General features: G+C 32.9%; 18 protein-coding genes. All 18 read left to right on the top strand.

Going from position 1 to position 20,495, the window contains the following annotated elements:
* Nucleotides 1–3: 3 nt before the first annotated feature.
* The 18 genes from H0I30_RS04755 to H0I30_RS04840 all read left to right on the top strand — a co-directional run bounded on the left by H0I30_RS04755 (nucleotide 4) and on the right by H0I30_RS04840 (nucleotide 20,479).
* Nucleotides 4–570: an AraC family transcriptional regulator gene (locus H0I30_RS04755; protein WP_218773163.1), complete on the top strand. Its 567-nt coding sequence runs from the start codon at nucleotides 4–6 to the stop codon at nucleotides 568–570.
* An 86-nt stretch (nucleotides 571–656) separates the two neighbouring features.
* Nucleotides 657–2,990, top strand: a complete 2,334-nt coding sequence (locus H0I30_RS04760) for a multicopper oxidase domain-containing protein (protein WP_218773164.1) — start codon at nucleotides 657–659, stop codon at nucleotides 2,988–2,990.
* 44 nt (nucleotides 2,991–3,034) lie between these two features.
* Nucleotides 3,035–3,583, top strand: a complete 549-nt coding sequence (locus tag H0I30_RS04765; protein ID WP_218773165.1) for a DUF3347 domain-containing protein — start codon at nucleotides 3,035–3,037, stop codon at nucleotides 3,581–3,583.
* Nucleotides 3,584–4,036, top strand: coding sequence for a heme-binding domain-containing protein (locus H0I30_RS04770; RefSeq protein ID WP_218773166.1), 453 nt, complete (start codon nucleotides 3,584–3,586; stop codon nucleotides 4,034–4,036).
* 21 nt (nucleotides 4,037–4,057) lie between these two features.
* On the top strand, nucleotides 4,058–4,609 hold the full coding sequence (locus tag H0I30_RS04775) for a DUF3347 domain-containing protein (protein ID WP_218773167.1): 552 nt from the start codon (nucleotides 4,058–4,060) through the stop codon (nucleotides 4,607–4,609).
* Between the two features lie 445 nt (nucleotides 4,610–5,054).
* Nucleotides 5,055–5,612: a potassium channel family protein gene (locus tag H0I30_RS04780; protein ID WP_026775407.1), complete on the top strand. Its 558-nt coding sequence runs from the start codon at nucleotides 5,055–5,057 to the stop codon at nucleotides 5,610–5,612.
* A gap of 20 nt (nucleotides 5,613–5,632) precedes the next feature.
* Nucleotides 5,633–6,124: a nuclear transport factor 2 family protein gene (locus H0I30_RS04785; protein ID WP_218773168.1), complete on the top strand. Its 492-nt coding sequence runs from the start codon at nucleotides 5,633–5,635 to the stop codon at nucleotides 6,122–6,124.
* Between the two features lie 6 nt (nucleotides 6,125–6,130).
* Nucleotides 6,131–6,964, top strand: a complete 834-nt coding sequence (locus H0I30_RS04790) for a universal stress protein (protein WP_188598390.1) — start codon at nucleotides 6,131–6,133, stop codon at nucleotides 6,962–6,964.
* A gap of 13 nt (nucleotides 6,965–6,977) precedes the next feature.
* Nucleotides 6,978–7,271 (top strand): hypothetical protein, encoded by a 294-nt coding sequence (locus H0I30_RS04795; RefSeq protein ID WP_026775404.1) that lies wholly within the window; start codon nucleotides 6,978–6,980, stop codon nucleotides 7,269–7,271.
* A 5-nt stretch (nucleotides 7,272–7,276) separates the two neighbouring features.
* A complete protein-coding gene (locus H0I30_RS04800) occupies nucleotides 7,277–8,632 on the top strand; it encodes an APC family permease (RefSeq protein WP_026775403.1) in 1,356 nt (451 codons plus the stop codon).
* A 12-nt stretch (nucleotides 8,633–8,644) separates the two neighbouring features.
* Complete coding sequence (locus H0I30_RS04805) at nucleotides 8,645–11,371, top strand: heavy metal translocating P-type ATPase (protein ID WP_218773169.1); 2,727 nt, start codon at nucleotides 8,645–8,647, stop codon at nucleotides 11,369–11,371.
* 4 nt (nucleotides 11,372–11,375) lie between these two features.
* Nucleotides 11,376–11,966 (top strand): DUF2911 domain-containing protein, encoded by a 591-nt coding sequence (locus tag H0I30_RS04810; protein WP_218773170.1) that lies wholly within the window; start codon nucleotides 11,376–11,378, stop codon nucleotides 11,964–11,966.
* 3 nt (nucleotides 11,967–11,969) lie between these two features.
* A complete protein-coding gene (locus H0I30_RS04815) occupies nucleotides 11,970–12,686 on the top strand; it encodes a PepSY domain-containing protein (protein WP_218773171.1) in 717 nt (238 codons plus the stop codon).
* 17 nt (nucleotides 12,687–12,703) lie between these two features.
* Complete coding sequence (locus H0I30_RS04820; RefSeq protein ID WP_185781728.1) at nucleotides 12,704–13,195, top strand: DUF305 domain-containing protein; 492 nt, start codon at nucleotides 12,704–12,706, stop codon at nucleotides 13,193–13,195.
* Nucleotides 13,185–14,960: an efflux RND transporter periplasmic adaptor subunit gene (locus tag H0I30_RS04825; protein WP_218773172.1), complete on the top strand. Its 1,776-nt coding sequence runs from the start codon at nucleotides 13,185–13,187 to the stop codon at nucleotides 14,958–14,960. The genes H0I30_RS04820 and H0I30_RS04825 overlap by 11 nt, the downstream gene beginning before the upstream one ends.
* Before the next feature lie 35 nt (nucleotides 14,961–14,995).
* Nucleotides 14,996–15,490 (top strand): heavy-metal-associated domain-containing protein, encoded by a 495-nt coding sequence (locus tag H0I30_RS04830; protein WP_218773173.1) that lies wholly within the window; start codon nucleotides 14,996–14,998, stop codon nucleotides 15,488–15,490.
* A gap of 138 nt (nucleotides 15,491–15,628) precedes the next feature.
* Nucleotides 15,629–15,940 (top strand): DUF6660 family protein, encoded by a 312-nt coding sequence (locus H0I30_RS04835; protein ID WP_218773174.1) that lies wholly within the window; start codon nucleotides 15,629–15,631, stop codon nucleotides 15,938–15,940.
* 123 nt (nucleotides 15,941–16,063) lie between these two features.
* The gene (locus tag H0I30_RS04840) at nucleotides 16,064–20,479 is read left to right on the top strand and encodes a CusA/CzcA family heavy metal efflux RND transporter (RefSeq protein WP_218773175.1); all 4,416 of its coding nucleotides are present in this window, start codon (nucleotides 16,064–16,066) and stop codon (nucleotides 20,477–20,479) included.
* Nucleotides 20,480–20,495: the final 16 nt, after the last annotated feature.

Raw genomic sequence — 20,495 nt, forward strand, 5'->3', positions numbered from 1 at the left:
ATTATGGAAAGAAAAATTTTTATAAAAAACATGGTTTGTAATCGCTGTATAATGTTCATTAAAACAAAATTTGAAAAGTTAGATATTGAACTAAAACATATTGAGCTTGGTGCTATAATTTTCGAGGAAGAGTCAGAAAATGATTTCGAAAAAATTAAAACTGCTATAGAAGAAAATGGTTTTGAAATTTTATTAGGACAGGAAGAAAAGTTAGTAGAACAAACTAAAATAACAATTATTAAATTATTGCAGAAATTACCATTACAATTAGATAAAACACTTTCTAAATATTTAGAATTAAAATTAAATTTAGAATACTCAAAAATCAGTAAAATTTTTTCTTTAAAGGAGCATATTACCATAGAAAAGTATTTTATAAAGTTAAAAATAGAAAAGGCAAAAGAGTTGATTCAATTGCAAGAAAATAATTTTACAGAGATAAGTCAGCAATTAGATTATAGCAATGTAAACCATTTTAGTAGTCAATTTAAAAATGAAACTGGTATGAGCTTATCATCTTACAAAAATGAGCAGAGAAATTTCAGGAATCCTTTAGACCAAATTGTGTAGATATGAACCATAATTATAATACAATACCTTTTTGTTCTGTAGTAACTTTGATTACTTACAAAATGAATAATAAAATGAATAATAAAATGAAAACTAAAATAATTTCAATTTTTCTTATTGCTTTAACTACCATAGTTTTTGCACAAGAGAAACAAGTAACAGAAGGAAATATAAACAACCTTCCAGTAAGAGAACACACCATAACTTTACGTGAAGCAACTGTAAATAAAGCAGGAAAAGATGTTATGGGAATGACCGTTAATGGCACAATTCCTGGACCAACTTTAGCATTTACAGAAGGAGAATATGCAGTTATTTATGTAAAAAATGAAATGAGTGTAGAAACCTCTGTGCATTGGCACGGACTTTTATTGCCAAATTTTTATGATGGTGTTCCATACTTAAATACACCACCTATAGAACCTGGGCATACACAGAAATACGAATTCCTAATAAAACAATCTGGTACCTATTGGTACCATTCTCACACGATGTTGCAAGAACAAAGTGGTGTTTATGGCTCCATTGTTATTCAACCTAAAGAAAAATCGTTAGAATATGATAAAGAATTGGTATTGATGTTATCTGATTGGACTAACGAAAAACCAATGAGTGTTCTTAAAAATTTGAAAAGAGGTAACGAATGGTATGGTATCAAAAAAGGAACAGCTACACCATTAAATAAAGTGATTGCTCGTGGAGCATTTGGTGCACAACTTAATTTCTGGAGACAACGTATGGAAGGAGCAGATATTGCAGATGTATATTATCCAGCGTTTTTAATTAATGGGGAAGAAAACATTGAGTATGCAGATTTTAAACCTGGCGAAAAAGTAAGGTTACGTATTATTGATGGTGGTGCTTCAACCTCTTTTTGGATGACTTTTGGTGGCGAAGATCCACTGTTGGTTTCTGCGGATGGATTAGATGTTATACCCGTTAAAAAGAATAAAACGTTTATAGGTATAGCAGAGGCATATGATTTTATTGTAACCATTCCTGAAGACGGAAAAATAGAATTTAAAATTACAGCACAAGATGGTTCTGGTACAGCATCAGCATTTTTGGGAACTGGTAAAGTTTTAAAAGCACAAGAAATTCCGAAGCCAGACAAAATTGGAATGATGATGAAAATGGCAAAAATGGATATGAAAATGGGTGCACACGCATTAAAATATCGTCCAAGTAAAGATGAACGATTTAAAATAAAAGCTGAATATGGTATGCAGATGGATAAAATGGATGGAGAAATGAAGATGGATCATTCCAAAATGTCTGGGATGGATATGAACAAACCAAAAGATACTATGGCAATGAGTAAAATGAACCATTCTAATATGACAGGAATGGAGATGAAAAAAGAGAATACTATGCCAGCAATGAAAATGGAAGGAATGGATCTATTTGCTGAATATAACTACGATTATTTGAAGTCGCCAGAGAAAACCAACTACGATAAAAATGTTCCTGTAAAAGAAGTTTTATTAAACCTTACAGGAAATATGAATCGTTATATCTGGAGTATGAATGGTGTGCCATTATCTGAAGCTGATAATATCAAAATAAATAATAAAGAGGTAACAAGAATTACGTTCAATAACCTTACAATGATGCACCACCCAATGCATTTACACGGTCACTTTTTTAGAGTAATTAATATAAATGGTGATTATTCACCATTAAAGCATACAGTAAATGTGCCACCAATGCAAAAAGTAACTTTAGAGTTTTATGGAAATAATGGAGATGAAGCTGGCGACTGGTTTTTCCATTGCCATATTCTTTACCATATGATGGGTGGTATGGCAAGAGTAATGTCTTATGACACCCCAAGAGATCCAAGAATGGATGAATTTCCAGCTTCAAAAATTATCGCAGAAACAGATAAATGGTATTCTTGGGGATTGGCAGATATTGCTTCAAATAACACAGCAATTAATTTAACAACTTCTAATTTAAGAAATCAATTTAATGCATCTTTCGAATACGGATGGAACAAAAATTTGGAAGGAGAATTTACTTATGAACGCTATCTACACGATTATTTAAGAGTATTTGGTGGGGTAAATATAGAAAATGAAACACGTGGTAGTTTAGACAAATTAAACACTACAGCAGTTGTCGGTCTTCGCTATTTAACACCTTACTTATTCAATTTAGATGTTCGAGTAGATAATAAATTAAGACCAAGAATTGGATTAGGACGCAGTATAATGATTTTTCCTAAACTGTCTGTTTTCGGTTATTATGAATATCAAATAGATTTAGGTTTTGTAAATACTTTACCAACAAATAAAGATTTCACTTCAGAAACAGTTTGGAGCGCAGGAGCAGAATATATGCTATCAAGAAATTTCTCTTTAATGGCGAGTTACGACAATCGTTTTGGCGGTGGTGGTGGATTATCAGTAAGATTTTAAGAATGAATAGTAGTAAATCAAATATAAATTTAAAAACAAATAAAATGAAAGATTTAAAAATTAGTGTAGTAGTAATATTATTGTTAACGGTTTCTTTTACCAATGCACAGAAAAAAGAAAAAATGAACCACGGAGATATGAAAATGGATCACAGTAAAATGAAAATGCAAGACGCAAAAGCTGAAGCAATTTTAACCGCTTATTTCAATTTAAAAGATGCTTTAGTAGCAGGTGATGAATCAAAAGCAAAAGAATTGGGTGCTTCATTAGAAAAAAGTTTAAACAGTCTTGATGTTTCTAAATATACGGATGCTCAAAAAATAGAATTAAAGGATATTATTGTTGATGCTATAGAACACGCAGAGCACGTATCTAAAAGCCCAATAGCACACCAAAGAGAACATTTTAAGGTTTTAAGTAAAGACATTATAGATATGGTTGCTATTACTGGTACTTCTAATAAATTATATGAGCAATATTGCCCAATGTATGAAAAAGGAAGTGCTTGGTTAAGTATGAATGAAGAAGTGCGTAACCCTTATTATGGTAGTAAAATGCTTAAATGCGGAAAAGTACAAAGAGAAATTAACTAAATGAAAATAGTTAAAATCATATTGTTGATTTTATTGGTCGCTTTTGTGGGAATACAATTTATTCCCACAGAACGCAACCAAAGTGATATTGTACTAAAAACCGATTTTATGTTGGTTAACCTAGTACCAAATAACATAAAAAGCAAGTTACAAGTTTCTTGCTATGATTGCCACAGTAATAATACTGCCTATCCTTGGTATAATAAAATACAGCCAGTGGCTTGGTTTTTAGAAGATCATGTTAAAAACGGAAAAGCAGAATTGAATTTTAGTGAATGGGGTTCGTTGTCAAGCAGAAGAAAAGCAAGTAAACTTCGTTCAATTATAAAACAAATAGAAAGCGAAGAGATGCCTTTAGATTCTTACACGTTAATTCATAAAGATGCAAAGTTTTCAAACGAAGAGACGAATGAAATAATCAATTTTATCACCCAATTAAAAGATAGTTTATAAACAATAATTAAATATATAAAAATGAAAAATTTAAAAATAAGTATAGTAGCAATACTATCATTAGCATTTTCTTTTATAAATGCACAGGGAAAAGAAAAGATGAATCACGACCACGGAAATATGAAAATGGATCATAGTAAAATGCAAGATTCTAAAGCAGAAGCAGTTCTTGCTGATTATTTTATGTTAAAAGATGCATTAGTTTCAGATGATGAATCAAAAGCAAAAGAATTGGGTGCTTCCTTAGAAAAAAGTTTAAGCAATTTTGATGTTTCTAAATATACTGATGCTCAAAAAATAGAATTAAAGGATATTATTGTTGATGCTATAGAACACGCAGAGCACATATCTAAAAGCCCAATAGCACACCAAAGAGAACATTTTAAGGTTTTAAGTAAAGACATTATAGATATGGTTGCTATAACTGGTACTTCTAATAAATTATATGAGCAATATTGCCCAATGTATGAAAAAGGAAGTGCTTGGTTAAGTATGAATAAAGAAGTGCGTAACCCATATTATGGAAGCAAAATGCTTAAATGCGGAAAGGTACAAAGAGAAATTAATAATTAGTAAATATCTATTTGGTCAATTAAACAGATATCTAATTCATAATAAGGAATTGAAACTTTTTATTGTTGGTTGGTTTTTAGTTGAAATCCCGATTTTATGATGTTAGAAAAGTCCTAGTTTGGGAAGGTAACTAATGCTAAAGTTTGGTAATAGCTCTTTCCCTAGTTAGGCACAATAAATTTGAAAAATAAAATTTTAATTAAAGATGCTTGAATTTGAGAGAAAGTCTTATTTTTTTTGGTTGATTGGATACAGTCTAACTCTCATTTTTGAGTATTATTTTAATAAGAGATTAAAATGAAAGAATGTTGTAAAAGCGATTCTCAAGCCACAGAAAATAAGTCTAATATAAAAAAATGGTTCAATTATATAGTATATATAATATTATTTTTAATAGTTGGTGGTGCATTTGTACTTCAATTATTTAGTTAATAAATAAGTTAAAATGCCTAAAGAAAACACTGTAGAAAAATCTAAAAGTACAGACTTTTATAAACAACTATTTAAAAAAGTGATACTTACTACCAGCATAGTTATTGCTTCATCTTTAAGTTATACCTTATGGATTGTTGTAGATTCTGACAGTATTTTTCTACCTTTTTTAATTGTTAGTTTGGCATTTTTTAAAACCATTTTTATTGTAAGGTTAACTTTTACACAGTTAAGTAAAATAATAGGAGAAAGTCATCAACTGACACACATTCTTACTTTATTTGGAATCTTAATTATTTTAATTGTGCTATCATTTTCAGCAGATTACCAGGCGTTATATATTTTAAATTCAGCAAATTTTAAATTCGAAACGATTCCCAATAACTCGTTTTTCTTACAATTTTTCGAGTTTTTGTATTTCAGTTTTATAACCTTTTCTTCTGTTGGTTATGGAGATATTGTACCCATTTCTATATCAGGAAAACTAATTGTTATTTTAGAAGTTGTTTTAAGCTTTTTCGTTTTAGTTTTTGGTATTGCAAACATCAATAGAATCCATGTAAACAAATAATCCTTTTTAAAACTTAAATTATGAAAGTACTTAAATTTATTACTCTATTAACTGTTTTCCTTTTAACAGTTAATCTTACAAATGCACAGGACACCTCTTACACTAAAGACATAAAGGAAGTAAAAGCCGTAATGAAAGCTTATAAAGATGCAATACAAAATTTAACAACAAAAGGCACCTTTGAACTCTTTACACCAGATGCTATCATATTCGAGCAAGGAAAATTAGAAGGTACATACAAAGAATATATATCTCACCATTTAGGACCAGAATTAGGACATTTTAAAAGTTTTATTTTTTCTGATTATGAGATTCAGACAACTGTAAATTCGTCCTATGCTTATACAACTGAAAATTACATCTACACTATAGTTCTAAAGGGGAATAAAACCAAAGGCACAAAAGAAAGAACCATTAAAAGTAAGGGAGTAGCAACATCAATATTGCAAAAAATTGATGGAAAATGGAAGATAATTCATTCTCATACCTCATTTAAAAAACTAAAAATCTAATTGATTATGAAAAATATTTTAGTTCCAACAGACTTTTCAAAAACTTGTGATAAAGCAGCTCATTTAGCAATTGAAATTGCCACACTTTTTGATGCTGAAATTCATTTTTTACATCAAATGCATACACCAGTAGACTGGGTTAAGTTAAACAAAACAGACGAGCATAATTATCCTGATACTCAAAAAGAGATTGGCATTGCCAAAAGCAAGTTAAGAAGTCTTGATAAAGATGCGGAACACAAAGGTTTAAAATCGAGGACTTTCTTGGAGTTTATTTCAGATGTAAAAGCAATTTCTGCACATTCTCACAATTTTCATCACGACTTCATAATAACAGGTAGTAAAGGCACACAAGAAGATTTCTCAAAACAATTTTTTGGGAGCAATACTCAAAAAATTATTAGAGATATCCACGTCCCAATTTTAGTTGTTAAAGAAGAGGCTACACTATTTCCTTTTAAAAACATTGTTTTTGTTTCTGATTTTAAGGAAGATATGTCTAATGCTTTTAAACAAGTTGTTAAAATAGCCGAGAAATGTAATTCAAAAATTCACTTATTAAATATCAATACAAATAAAGATTTTAATAATATTAAAAATGGTATAGTGCCAATAAGAGAATTTTTAACAAACTTTCCAGAATTAGAAAATTATGAAATGCACGTTTATAATGAATCTACCATTTTAAAAGGTATCGAAACTTTTCAAAAAGATAATGAAGTAGATTTAGTAGCAATGTATACACATAATAGAAGTGGTTTATCTAATATATTCTCTAAAAGTATTGCAGAAAACATCACAAATAACTCGAAAAAACCTGTGATGACAATTCATTTATAAATAAATTAAAATAATGAAAAGCTACGACACTCTTTCTGAAGCAATAAGCACTTTACAAGCAAACGGATACACGTATAACCTAAATATGTGCCCAAAACATATAGAATGTAACTCATTAAAATTAAAATTACATCCAGAAGATTTTGATGTAGATGAAATGCATCGTTTTGAAGGAATGAGCAGTACTGATGATAACAGCGTTCTTTACGCTATTTCATCTAAAAATGGAATTAAAGGATTGTTGGTAGATGCTTATGGTGTATATGCAGAAAACATTTCTGAAGCAATGCGAAAAAAACTAAAATAAATAAAATGAACATACTAAAAAAAACAAACCAAAAACTCTCATTATTAGGCTCTGTTTCCTTGGGTACAGGTGTAATGATTGGCGCAGGTATTTTTGTGCTAATGGGTCAAATTGCAGAGTTAGTAGGTGACTTGTTTCCAATTGCATTTATAGCAGGTGCAATAGTAGTTGGTTTTAGTTCATATTCTTACGTTAAATTTTCAAACGCATATCCTTCTTCTGGTGGTGTAGCAAAATTTTTAACAAAAGCATTTGGTCCTGGAACAGCTGCAGGTTCTTTCTCTCTATTAATGTACATATCAATGGTAGTTGCCGAAAGTTTAGTTGCTGGTACTTTTGGTGCTTATACTTTACGCTTATTTCCGCCAGAATATTCTGGATATGCATCCATATTAGGTGTAATTCTTATTGGAGTAGCGTATATAATAAATATTTCTGGTAATAAAATTATTGAAGTTACAGCCACTTTTACAGCAATAATTAAAGTAGCAGGCATTTCATTGTTAGCAATTTCTGGTTTAATAATTTCAGGTTTGCCAACCATAACAGGTAATTATGTAGCATCTAATAGTCAAGCTTTACCAGAAGGATTTGGATTTGTAGCTGCCTTGGCATTGTCAATTCTTGCTTTTAAAGGGTTTACTACGATTACAAATCAAGGTGGTGACATTAAAAATCCACATAAAAATGTGGGGCGTTCCATTATTATTTCAATTGCTGTTTGTACAATTATCTATGTTGTTTTAGCATTGTCGGTTGCTGGTGGATTAAGTGTTGAAGAAATTATAATAGCAAAAGATTATGCTTTAGCAGCAGCAGCAAAACCGCTGTTTGGTGAATGGGGTTCAATTTTAACAATTCTACTGGCTATTGTAGCAACAGTTTCTGGTGTAATTGCCAGCATATATTCTGCTTCCAGAATGTTAGGCATGTTGGGTAATATGAAACAAGTACCTGATATGAACAAAATGAAGAAACTTAAAAATCCCTCGTTAATTTTTACTGTTTCTTTAGCCATACTACTAACTATTTTATTCGATTTAACTCGCATAGCTTCCATTGGTGCTATTTTCTATTTAATTATGGACATTGCTATTCATTGGGGCCTTTTTAGATACCTTAAAAAAGAAGTAAAATTTAATCCAATTATTCCAATAATAGCAATAGTAATGGATATTGTTATTTTATCAGCATTCATTTATTTAAAATATGTTAACGACCCTTTTGTACTTGTAGTAGCAAGTATAGGAATAGCTCTTGTTTTTCTGTTTCAATTTCTTTTCATGAAAACACACACAGATAAAGATGGAAATATGAAAATGGGAATGGAAATGGATGAAGAAGAAATGATGAAAATGTAAAACTTTAAAATTATGAAACACACATATAAAATAAAAGGAATGACCTGCAATGGTTGCAGAAGTCATGTAGAAAAAATACTTTCAAAAGTTGAAGGTGTTACTAAAGCATCTGTAGATTTAGAAAAAGCTGAAGCAACCATAGAAATGGATGCTCATATTAAATTAGAAACTTTTCAAGATGCTTTAAAAAATGATGGAGACAGATATGGTATTCTTATTCCAAATAATGATAAAATGAAACATAAGTATCACATTCATGGAATGACTTGCAATGGTTGTAGAAGTCATGTAGAAAAAACACTTTCAGAAGTAGCTGGTGTTTCAAAAGCAACCGTTGATTTAAAGAAAGCTGAAGCAACTATAGAAATGGAATCTCATATTTCATTAGAAATCTTTCAAGAAGCTTTAAAAAAGGATGGTGGTAGTTATAGTATTCACAAACAAGGAGAACACCAACATATAAAAGAAGAACAAAAACAAGCAGCTAAAGGAAAAGGAACAGGAACAGGTACTTTTTATTGCCCAATGCATTGTGAGGGAGAAAAAACGTATGACAAACCTGGTGATTGTCCAGTCTGTGGTATGGATTTAGTGGAAGAACAAAATTTATCAACTACAAATACAGAACAATGGACCTGCCCAATGCACCCAGAAGTTGTAAAAGATGAACCTGGTGATTGCCCGATTTGTGGAATGGATTTAGTGCCAATGGAGGCTGATAGTTCTGCCGAAGAAAAAACATATAAAAAATTATCTAAAAAGTTTTGGATTGCAGTTGCGTTTACATTGCCAATTTTCTTTATAGCAATGAGTGAAATGCTAATGAATAATCCATTATACGATATTTTAGAGCAGAAGAACTGGAATTGGATTCAGTTTGTATTATCAATTCCTGTAGTATTTTATGCGACTTGGATGTTTTTTGAACGTGCTTATAAAAGTATAAAAACTTGGAATCTAAATATGTTTACACTTATCGGCATTGGTGCTGGTGTAGCTTGGTTATTTAGTGTTTTCGGAATGCTTTTTCCTGATGTTTTTCCAGATCAATTTAAAACAGAATTTGGTGCTGTACATGTGTATTTTGAAGCTACAACTGTAATTTTAACATTGGTTTTAATGGGGCAATTATTAGAAGCTCGTGCGCATAGTAAAACAAATTCTGCTGTAAAAGAACTTTTAAAATTAGCACCTAATAAAGCAACCAAAATAGTAGATGGCGAAGAAGTTGAAGTTTCTATTGATAAAATAGAACTGAATGATATTCTAAAAGTAAAACCAGGTGATAAAATTCCTGTTGATGGAAAAATAACAGAAGGAGATACAACTGTTGATGAATCTATGATTACTGGAGAACCAATTCCTATAAACAAATCAGAAGGCGATAAAATAAGTAGTGGAACCATAAATGGGAATCAGTCTTTTTTAATGAAAGCCCAAAAAGTGGGTAGTGATACCTTACTTTCTCAAATTATTCATATGGTAAACGATGCCAGTAGAAGTCGTGCGCCAATTCAAAAATTAGCAGATACCGTTTCTGGTTACTTCGTTCCAATAGTGGTTTTAATTTCTGTGCTTACATTTATTGTTTGGGCAATTTGGGGCCCAGAACCAGCATATGTATATGCATTAGTAAATGCAATTGCAGTTTTAATTATTGCTTGTCCTTGTGCATTAGGTTTGGCAACACCAATGTCTGTAATGGTTGGTGTTGGTAAAGGTGCTCAAAATGGGGTGCTAATAAAAAATGCGGAAGCTTTAGAAAAATTAGACAAAGTAAATACACTAATCATTGATAAAACAGGAACAATTACGGAAGGAAAACCAACTGTAGAAAAAATTGGTTCTTTCGATGATAATTATTCTGAAAATGAGGTTTTAAATTATATCGTTTCTTTAAATTCAAATAGTGAGCATCCTTTAGCAGAAGCTACTGTAAAATATGGTAAAGAACAAAATGCAGAAATTCTAAAATCTAATTCTTTTTCTGCTGTTACTGGTAAAGGTGTTGAAGCCCTTATTAATGATAAAAAAGTAGCATTAGGGAATCCTAAAATGATGGAATATGCAAACGCAAAAATCTCATCAGTAATGAAAGAAAAAGCTTCTTCTTTCCAAAAACAAGGAAAAACAGTTTCTTATTTATCAGTTGCTCAAAACATTGTTGGGTATGTAGTTATTGGTGATAAAATAAAAGAAACAAGTGCTAAAGCCATTAAAGAATTACAAAATATGGGCATTGCAGTTATTATGCTAACAGGAGATAACCATGATACAGCACAAGCAGTTGCAACAGAATTAAATTTGGCTGATTTTAAAGCGAGCATGTTACCTCAAGATAAATTAAAAGAAGTAGCAAAATTACAAGAAAAAGGCAATGTTGTTGCTATGGCTGGAGATGGAATTAATGATGCACCAGCTTTAGCAAAAAGTGATGTTGGTATTGCAATGGGAACTGGAACTGATGTTGCTATAGAAAGTGCGATGATCACATTGGTAAAAGGCGATTTACACGGTATTGTAAAAGCAAGAAATTTAAGTGATAGTGTGATGAAAAATATCAAACAAAATCTATTTTTTGCATTGATTTACAACATATTAGGTGTACCAATTGCTGCAGGTGTTTTATTTCCTTTTTTCGGTATATTATTATCTCCTATGATTGCAGCATTAGCAATGAGTTTTAGCTCGGTTTCTGTAATTGTGAATGCATTAAGGTTAAAAACAATTAAAATATAATTATATGAAAAAATTAGTAATCGTACTTGTATTAATAACAACAATCTTTAGTTGTAAAAATGAAACTAAAAAAACAGATAATTATGAACATAAAAACCATCCTACAAAATCAGTAAAAGAGAACATACCAAAAAAGAAAGTATTAAGTCCACACCAATCTACTATGGCAATGATAGGTGATGCCCATATTCATATTGATTATTCTTCACCAGGAGTAAGAGGCCGAATCATTTTTGGTGGTTTAGTTGGTTATGACCAAGTATGGCAAGCAGGCGCTCATATGGCTACATGGTTAGAAACCAATAAAGATTTAATCATTAATGGAGAAACGCTTCCTAAAGGGAAATATGGTTTTTTTACAATTCCATCAAAAGGAGACTGGACTGTGATGATTAATAAAAACTGGGAGCAACATGGTAAAGATGAGTATAACGAAAAAGATGATGTTATTCGATTTAAAATTACACCAACATTATCAGAGGAAATCACAGAACATTTAGAGTATAAGGTCAACAAAATAAATGATAAAAGTGGAACTATTTCGATGGCTTGGGAAAAAGTTAAACTCGAATTTCCTTTTGCAATTAAAAAATAGAAAATGGTAAAAAGGCATACAGCTTTAAAAATTAGAAAAACACACAGGTATTTAGGCCTCTTTTTAGGAATTCAATTCCTATTTTGGACCATTAGTGGTTTATACTTCAGTTGGACAAACATCGATGAAATACATGGAGATCAATTTAAAAATTTGGAGTATCAACCCAAAGCGTTTAATAATTTAATAAGTCCTTCAAAACTTAGTATAGCTGAAGGTGTAAATACTATAGAATTAAGGGATATTGGCAATTCACCTTACTATTGGATTAATAAAAACAAGTTGTATAATGCTTTTGATGGTTTGCCAAAAAATAGTATTACGCAAGATGAGGCACTCTATATTGCCAAAAACCATATGAAAGGTGGTTTAGAGGTAGAATCTGTTGAACAAATAACTAAAACTGGGAAACATCACGAGTATCGAGAAAAACTACTACCTGCTTATGTTATCTCATATAAAACCGATGAAGCTCTAAAAGCCTATGTTTCTGTAAACGATGGTAAATTTCAAACCGTAAGACATCGTTCTTGGCGTTGGTTTGATTTTTTATGGATGACACATACTATGGACTATGAAGGCAGAGACAATTTTAATACCCTTGTTTTGAGAGCATTTTCACTATTAGGGTTAATAACCGTATTAAGCGGTTTCTTATTGTGGTTTACCTCTTCACCTTCAATTAGAAAAATATTTAAAAACAGAAAAAGTAAAGTTTAACTATAAAACCAAAGATTATGAATTCAAATGAACACACTAATAACGACAAAGGAATGAGCAATTACACAAAGTTCTTTTTAATGCTAGGGTCATCATTTATAGCAATGTACATTACTATGTATCTCAATACCTATGAATTTGACCATGTCTGGTTTAGCTTAACCAGATTTTATATGGTTTGTCTGGGTATTTCGACTATGGCATTAATCATGTTTTTCTTTATGAAAAATATGTATAATGATAAAAAGAAAAATATAGGCATTGTAATAGGTAGCATTGTGCTCTTTCTTGGCGCATTGGGACTGGTACGAGACCAAAAATCAACTGTTGGTGATATCCTTTGGATGAAAGGAATGATACCACATCATTCTATTGCTATTTTAACCAGTGAACGCGCAGATATTAAAGATCCGGAAGTTAAAAAATTGGCAGAGGACATTATAAAAGCTCAAAAGAAGGAAATAGAAGAAATGAAAGCAATGATAAAACGATTAGAGAATGAAAAATAATAAAATAGTCATATACGCAGGTTTACTGGTAGTAGGCGTGGTATTAGGTTGGTTGTTATTCGGTGGTTCATCAAACAAAGAAACTGAACATAATCACGATGAAATAGCAGAAACCAATCAAAAATGGACTTGCTCAATGCACCCACAAATTATGCAACCAGAACCTGGTGATTGCCCTATTTGTGGTATGGATTTAATTCCTGCCGAAGCTGGAGCAGATGGTTTAGCAGCAGACCAATTCAAATTAACAAAAAATGCAATGGCGTTGGCCAACATTCAAACATCAATTGTAGGTAGCAGTAAATCAGACGATAACGGTATTAAACTATCAGGTAAAATTGTTGCCAATGAAAAAGCAAATGCTGTGCAAGTCAGTTATTTCTCTGGAAGAATTGAACGCTTAAATGTCAGTTTTACTGGAGAAAAAGTAAACAAAGGGCAATTATTAGCAACCATTTATTCACCAGAATTATATGCAGCACAGCAAGAATTAATTACAGCAGCTTCATTAAAAGAGTCGCAACCGGCATTATATAAAGCAGTTCGTAATAAATTAAAATTATGGAAACTTTCTGAAAAGCAAATCAATCAAATAGAACAAACAGGAAAAGTAAAAGAAAATTTTCCTGTCTACGCAACTATCTCTGGTACTGTAACAGAAAAATTAGTAGAGCAAGGCGATTATATAAAACAAGGGCAACCATTATTAAAAATTGCAAACTTAAATTCAGTTTGGGGAAACTTTGATGTGTACGAAAACCAAATAGACTTATTTAAAAAAGGGCAAGAAATAAACGTAACAACAAATACTTATCCTAATAAAAAATTTAAAGGTAAAGTAGATTTTATTGATCCTATTTTAGATAACAGAACACGTACTGTTAAATTAAGAGTAGTGCTTAATAATAAAGACGAAGTATTTAAACCAGGAATGTTTATTGAAGGGAAAATTAAAGGGGTAACCTCTACTAAAGAAAAATCATTATTCGTGCCTTCATCTGCCATTTTATGGACAGGTGAACGCTCTGTAGTATATATAAAAACCAATCCAGATCAACCAGTTTTTGAAATGCGTCAAATAACTTTAGGTAACCAAATAGGTAGTAATTACAAAGTATTAAAAGGTTTAGAAAATGGTGATGAAATTGTAACCAACGGAACTTTTACAGTTGATGCAGCAGCACAATTACAAGGAAAAAAATCTATGATGAATAAAGATGGAGGAAAAGTAATGACTGGTCACGAAGGACATTTAGGTATGGATAGTAATTCATCAAAAAATAATACAGACCATACCAATATGAATGAACGGTTGGAAGTATCAAAAGCATTTCAGAAACAATTAAAAAAAGTATTTGAAAGCTATATTAATTTAAAAGATGCGTTTGTTAAAGATAACTCAAATAAAGCATCAGAAAATGCAAATAGTTTACTTGATAATTTGAATAATGTGGATATGAAATTAGTTAAAGATGAAGCTCATAATCATTGGATGTCATTAGTAAAAGAAATTAAATCTTCAACAATTGCTATTTCTAAAGCAGCAAATATAAAAGAGCAAAGAAATCATTTTAAACATTTGTCTTCGCATTTAATTAAAGCTGTGCAACTATTTGGTATCAATGAAAAGGTATATGTAGAGTTTTGTCCAATGGCAGATAGTAATAAAGGTGCCTATTGGTTAAGCAAAGAAGAAAAAGTAATCAATCCATATTTTGGCGAAGCAATGCTAACCTGTGGAGAGGTAAAACAAGTTATAGAATAATTAAATACAAATAATAACAATTAAATTTTAAAACAATGAATTTTTCAAAGAAAAATCACGAACACAAAAACAAAAATGTAATCGACGTGAGTAAAAAAGTAATTTTAAGTATAGCTGTTATAGCAGCTTTAGGTGTAACAAGTTGTAATAGTCAAACAAAAAAAGAAACAAAAACAACCACTACACAAATGTCAAAAGATATGGCAATGACAGATTTGTCTTTTGGTGTAAGAGGAAATTGCGGAATGTGTAAAAACACTATCGAAAAAGCAGCTAACGGTGTTGAAGGTGTTGCAAGTGCTAATTGGGATGTAGATAAAAAGAAGATTGATGTGTCCTTTGATGAAACAAAAACCGATGCAATGGCAATCCATAAAGCAATAGCAGCTTCAGGTTACGATACTGAAAAAGTAGCTGGTAGTGAAGAAGCCTACAAAAATCTACCAGGTTGTTGTAAATACGATCACGAAATGTTGATGAATCAGTCAAGTGAAATGAAATCAGAAGACCATTCAAATCACGACCATTAAGCAAATAATGAAAGAGTCTTTTTCGGAAGGCTCTTTTTTAATTATATTAAGCTAAAATTCTAATTTGATTTAATGAAATAAAGACTAATCATTTTATTTGCACAACCATTGCACTAAATAATTTATATATTTGTAATAATGAAATCAATAGCATTTATATTATCAATTTATATTTTCGCTCTTAATTTAGCACCTTGTGCAGATTATGTCGCGTCTGATGATGATGCTAAAACAGAAATCTCACAATCTATGGATGATGACCATCAACACCAAGATTCAGATTTATGTTCGCCTTTTTGTATTTGCCAATGTTGCCATATTAATGCAACATATTATCAATTTGCAGATTTGAAACTTGATTTTCCTTACATTTCTACACAAAATTTTCTTTACTTAAACAGTACAGAAAAAGATTTTACTACTTCCATTTTACAGCCACCAAGGGCATAATTCAGTTTTTTAAAGGATAACAATATCCAATTTTTGAGCCTATATGGTTCTTTTCATTTCGTTTAATTCTATTTTTTATATCAGAATTGTATCGAAAAATTTAACTGAATTAATACATTTTCTATGATTAATAAAATCATTTCATTTTCCATTAATAATAAATTTATTATTGGCTTATTTATAGTGACATTGGTTGGTACGGGCATTTGGTCTATGGCCACTATAAATCTGGGTTCTGTACCCGATATTACCAACAACCAAGTACAGGTTATTACAGTGGCCCCAAATTTAGGTACTGAAGATATTGAGCAATTTGTTACCTATCCGGTAGAATTGGCAATGGCAAATCTTCCTGACGTTATCGAGCTGCGTTCAGTATCCCGTTTTGGGCTGTCCGTGGTTACCATTGTATTTAAGGACGAGGCAGGCACTTATCTTCCCCGGCAATTGGTACAAGAGAAATTAACCGAAGTTGCTGGAGAAATCCCCGAAGGCTTCGGCACGCCATTTATGGCACCAATAACTACAGGTCTGGGCGAAATCTACCAATACACCTTAAAATTAAAAGAGGGCTACGAAGATAAATACGATGCAATGGAGCTTCGTACCATCCAAGATTGGATTGTAAAACGTCAAATGGCATTAGTCCCCGGAGTCGTTGAGGTCAATGCTTTTGGAGGTTATGTAAAACAGTATGAAGTTGCAATAAATCCTAATAAGCTGAAAAGTTTCGGTATTACAATGAATCAGGTCTTTGAAGCCTTGAAAGTCAACAATGCCAATACTGGTGGTGCTTACATTGAAAAAAACCACCAAGCCAATTTTATCCGTGGCGAAGGATTGGCACGAAGTATCGAGGATTTGAAAAATACAGTTGTAACCACACAAAAAGGAAGCCCTGTTTTAATACGGGATGTCGCCGAAAAAGTAGGCTATGGTAATCAAGTGCGTTATGGTGCGTTTACCCAAGATGGACACGAAACTGTTGGTGGACAAATTTTAATGCTGAAAGGCGAAAGCCCAGGCGACGTGATCGAAAATGTGGAAAAGCGTATTGTAGAAATTCAAAAATCCCTGCCGGAAGGCGTTTATATTGATGCTTTTTTAAGCCGAAGTGAACTTATTGAGGCAACCACAAGTACCGTTAAAACCAATCTAATAGAAGGAGCCCTAATCGTCATATTTGTTTTGGTCTTGCTTTTAGGAAGCTTCCGTGGTGGCTTGATAGCAGCTTCGATAATCCCTTTATGTCTATTATTTGCATTTATTTTGATGAAACAATTTGGCATTTGGGCAAATTTAATGTCCTTGGGTGCGATCGATTTTGGAATTATTGTAGATGGTGCGGTGATTATCGTGGAAGGGGCGGTTTTCCACATTCATCAACGGATGAAAAAATCCACAACCGCCATCAACCAAGCTGAAATGGATGAAATCGCCTATGAATCTTCAAGTAAAATGATGAATTCTGCCTTCTTCGGTCAACTAATTGTTCTTATAGTTTTTACACCGATTCTATTTTTGACCGGTGTGGAAGGGAAAATGTTCCGACCAATGGCATTTACATTTGGTTTTGCCGTTTTAGGGGCAATTATCCTTTGTCTTACCTACGTGCCAATGATGTCATCATTATTTTTAAAACCTGCTAAAAATCAAAATAGTTGGTTCGCCAAGTTTGAAAACAAGATTGATACGTTCAGTGATAAAATTATGGATGTCCTGAATCGTATCTATCTGCCTATATTAAATTTTGCACTTCGCTTTCGGGCAGGTGTGGTTATAGGCGCGGTTGCCTTGCTTTTGATTTCAGGATTTATTTTTAGCAATATGGGAGCAGAATTTGTCCCTAAATTTGATGAAGGCGATATTGCATTTCAAGCATTGATAAAACCGGGGAGCAGTCTTACAGAATCTATTGAGGCTTCAGAGAAACTTCAGAATTTAATCAATGAGTTTCCGGAAGTAAAAACAGTAGTTTCAAGAATTGGTGTGGCTGAAATACCAACAGACCCAATGCCTATGGATATTGCCGATAGTTATATTATTCTTGAAAAAGATAAGAGTAAATGGACTTCTGCAGAGAGTAAAGAAGAACTCATAGAAAAAATACAAGAAAAAATATCAGTCGTTCCCGGCGTAAATTTCGTATTTACACAACCTGTGGAACTTCGTTTTAATGAATTGCTTACCGGTGTTCGTGAGGACGTGGCAATCAAACTGTACGGAGAAGATTTGGGTGTGTTAGCCGACAAGGTACAGGAAATCGCAGCAGTCATCAGAACTGTTCCCGGAGCGGCTGACCTCAATGTGGAAGCTACAAGCGGTTTGCCACAAATGACGGTGGTATATAACCGCGCTAAAATGGCACAATACGGTGTAACCATTGATAAACTGAATGATTATGTAAGTGCTTCATTTTCTGGAGAAGAAGCAGGTGTAATTTTTGAAGGCGAAAAAAGGTTTGATGTGGTCATTCGTTTGGCAGAGGAATATAGACAAGACATCAATAGCTTAAAAAACCTTTTCATAGACCTGCCAAACGGTGCACAAGTACCTTTAAAGGAGGTTGCAGATATCAGCTATAAGCCCGGGCCAATGCAGATTTCAAGGGACAATACCTCTCGTCGTATTTCGGTAGGGGTCAATGTTCGTGGGCGCGATGTAAAATCGATGGTTGAGGAAATTCAACAAAAATTGGAAACGGACGTGAAACTGCCACCAGGTTATTTTGTAACCTACGGAGGTTCTTTCGAAAACCTTCAACGTGCTTCAGACCGATTGATGATTGTAGTTCCAATCGTTCTATTAACAATATTTGTTCTGCTTTACTTTGCTTTAAATTCAGTTACGCAAGCCTTGATGATCTATATGGCAGTGCCTTTGGCGACCATTGGTGGTGTTTTCGTTTTGTTGATTCGTGGAATGCCTTTCAGTATTTCTGCCGGAGTCGGGTTTATAGTGCTCTTCGGAGTTGCCGTATTAAACGGACTCATACTCATAAACAAATTCAATGAATTAAAAGATAGTGGAATGACAGACTTAAAAAAACGAATATACGAAGCAACGCACGAACGCTTACGTCCCATTTTATTAACAGCTATTACAACAATTATGGGCTTTATCCCAATGGCTATTTCTACCTCTGGTGGTGCAGAAGTACAGCGGCCTTTGGCGACAGTAGTAATTGGAGGAATGCTTACGGCAACGTTTCTGACCTTGGTGGTTATTCCTATTCTTTATTATTGGCTCGAATCGAGAAAGGAACGAAACAATAACGATGGAGATGTAAGTTATGTCAACAAATCAACGAATATTGTAACTGTATTATTGATGGTTGGCGGTTTGATGGCTTCTGGAACTGCGTTTGCCCAAGACATCAATCAAGATGGTACAATTCCAAAAACATTGACCATTGATGAGGCCATTGCTCTGGCAAAACAGAATTATCCATCCCTTAAAGAGAGCCAAGCTTTTATTGAACGGGAAAAGGCTATGAAAGGCACCAGTTTTGACCTTGGTAGCACCCAAGTTTTCACGGGCAAAGAAGAATATGGCAATAATCTTCCTGGAGTACAGACCACCGTTGGTGTACAACAGGGCAATATTGATTTGCTTTCCGGATTTTCAAAATCGAAGTTTTACAAAGAGCGTATTGCCTTGGGAGAAAAGTTTTATGTGGCAAGTGAACAACAATTGGTGCGTAATGTGATGCAGGCGTATGACCAAATAAATTATTACAAGGCACAGTTGCGCTTTGCAGACCAATTGGACAGTATTTATGCCAATTTTAAGACCGCTGCCCAGCTTCGGTATGATACTGGAGAAACAGGTAAGTTGGAATTTATTTCGGCCTCTTCCGAATTTCAACAGATTCAAGTATTAAGGCAACAAGCTTTTGATGATATTGAAATAGCCAAACGTGCCTTAAAACAATATTTGGGAACGGATGAATCCATTGAAACGATTAGTGAACCATACAAAACATTGGATTTTATGGCGACATTAGATTCCACTTCGGTAGCGAATAACCCAATGTTGCAATATGCCTTGCAAAATGCCGAAGTAAGTAAAGCAAACGTGGGCGTTGAGAAATCACAATTCCTACCGAAATTCAGCTTATCGTATGGCAGACAGGTTGTGGATGAAGTGTCAGGCTTCAACACCTATCAGGCAGGTATTAGTATTCCGTTGTGGTTTTTTCCGCAGAAGTCGAGGGTCAAGGCAGCCAAGGCAGACGCAATGGTAGCAGAGAATCAATATTTGGAACAAAAGGCCGTCACGGAAAGTCGTGTGTCGCAATTGACCAAATCCCTTGAAAAAACAAAGAAGATTTTGCAATATTACGAAGAAGGTGCACTACTCTTGGCAGAAGAACAAATTACCACCGCACAATTGGCATCTAAAGAAGGCGAAATAGATTACGTCAATTACATCACGATTCTCAATAGTGCCATCCGCATTAAACAAAACCATTTACAATACATCAATCAGTATAACCAACAAACCATTGATATGCAATATCAATTGGGCAATTTATAACCTTAAAAAAAGAGAA

The sequence above is a fragment of the Tenacibaculum sp. AHE14PA genome (assembly GCF_019278465.1).
In the GTDB taxonomy this organism is placed as follows: Bacteria; Bacteroidota; Bacteroidia; order Flavobacteriales; family Flavobacteriaceae; genus Polaribacter; species Polaribacter bernardetii.

Bases quoted from the DNA above. Each gene is read 5' to 3' on its own strand.
- H0I30_RS04755 (WP_218773163.1), top strand. From the start codon at position 4: ATGGAAAGAAAAATTTTTATAAAAAACATGGTTTGTAATCGCTGTATA.
- H0I30_RS04760 (WP_218773164.1), top strand. From the start codon at position 657: ATGAAAACTAAAATAATTTCAATTTTTCTTATTGCTTTAACTACCATA.
- H0I30_RS04765 (WP_218773165.1), top strand. From the start codon at position 3,035: ATGAAAGATTTAAAAATTAGTGTAGTAGTAATATTATTGTTAACGGTT.
- H0I30_RS04770 (WP_218773166.1), top strand. From the start codon at position 3,584: ATGAAAATAGTTAAAATCATATTGTTGATTTTATTGGTCGCTTTTGTG.
- H0I30_RS04775 (WP_218773167.1), top strand. From the start codon at position 4,058: ATGAAAAATTTAAAAATAAGTATAGTAGCAATACTATCATTAGCATTT.
- H0I30_RS04780 (WP_026775407.1), top strand. From the start codon at position 5,055: ATGCCTAAAGAAAACACTGTAGAAAAATCTAAAAGTACAGACTTTTAT.
- H0I30_RS04785 (WP_218773168.1), top strand. From the start codon at position 5,633: ATGAAAGTACTTAAATTTATTACTCTATTAACTGTTTTCCTTTTAACA.
- H0I30_RS04790 (WP_188598390.1), top strand. From the start codon at position 6,131: ATGAAAAATATTTTAGTTCCAACAGACTTTTCAAAAACTTGTGATAAA.
- H0I30_RS04795 (WP_026775404.1), top strand. From the start codon at position 6,978: ATGAAAAGCTACGACACTCTTTCTGAAGCAATAAGCACTTTACAAGCA.
- H0I30_RS04800 (WP_026775403.1), top strand. From the start codon at position 7,277: ATGAACATACTAAAAAAAACAAACCAAAAACTCTCATTATTAGGCTCT.
- H0I30_RS04805 (WP_218773169.1), top strand. From the start codon at position 8,645: ATGAAACACACATATAAAATAAAAGGAATGACCTGCAATGGTTGCAGA.
- H0I30_RS04810 (WP_218773170.1), top strand. From the start codon at position 11,376: ATGAAAAAATTAGTAATCGTACTTGTATTAATAACAACAATCTTTAGT.
- H0I30_RS04815 (WP_218773171.1), top strand. From the start codon at position 11,970: ATGGTAAAAAGGCATACAGCTTTAAAAATTAGAAAAACACACAGGTAT.
- H0I30_RS04820 (WP_185781728.1), top strand. From the start codon at position 12,704: ATGAATTCAAATGAACACACTAATAACGACAAAGGAATGAGCAATTAC.
- H0I30_RS04825 (WP_218773172.1), top strand. From the start codon at position 13,185: ATGAAAAATAATAAAATAGTCATATACGCAGGTTTACTGGTAGTAGGC.
- H0I30_RS04830 (WP_218773173.1), top strand. From the start codon at position 14,996: ATGAATTTTTCAAAGAAAAATCACGAACACAAAAACAAAAATGTAATC.
- H0I30_RS04835 (WP_218773174.1), top strand. From the start codon at position 15,629: ATGAAATCAATAGCATTTATATTATCAATTTATATTTTCGCTCTTAAT.
- H0I30_RS04840 (WP_218773175.1), top strand. From the start codon at position 16,064: ATGATTAATAAAATCATTTCATTTTCCATTAATAATAAATTTATTATT.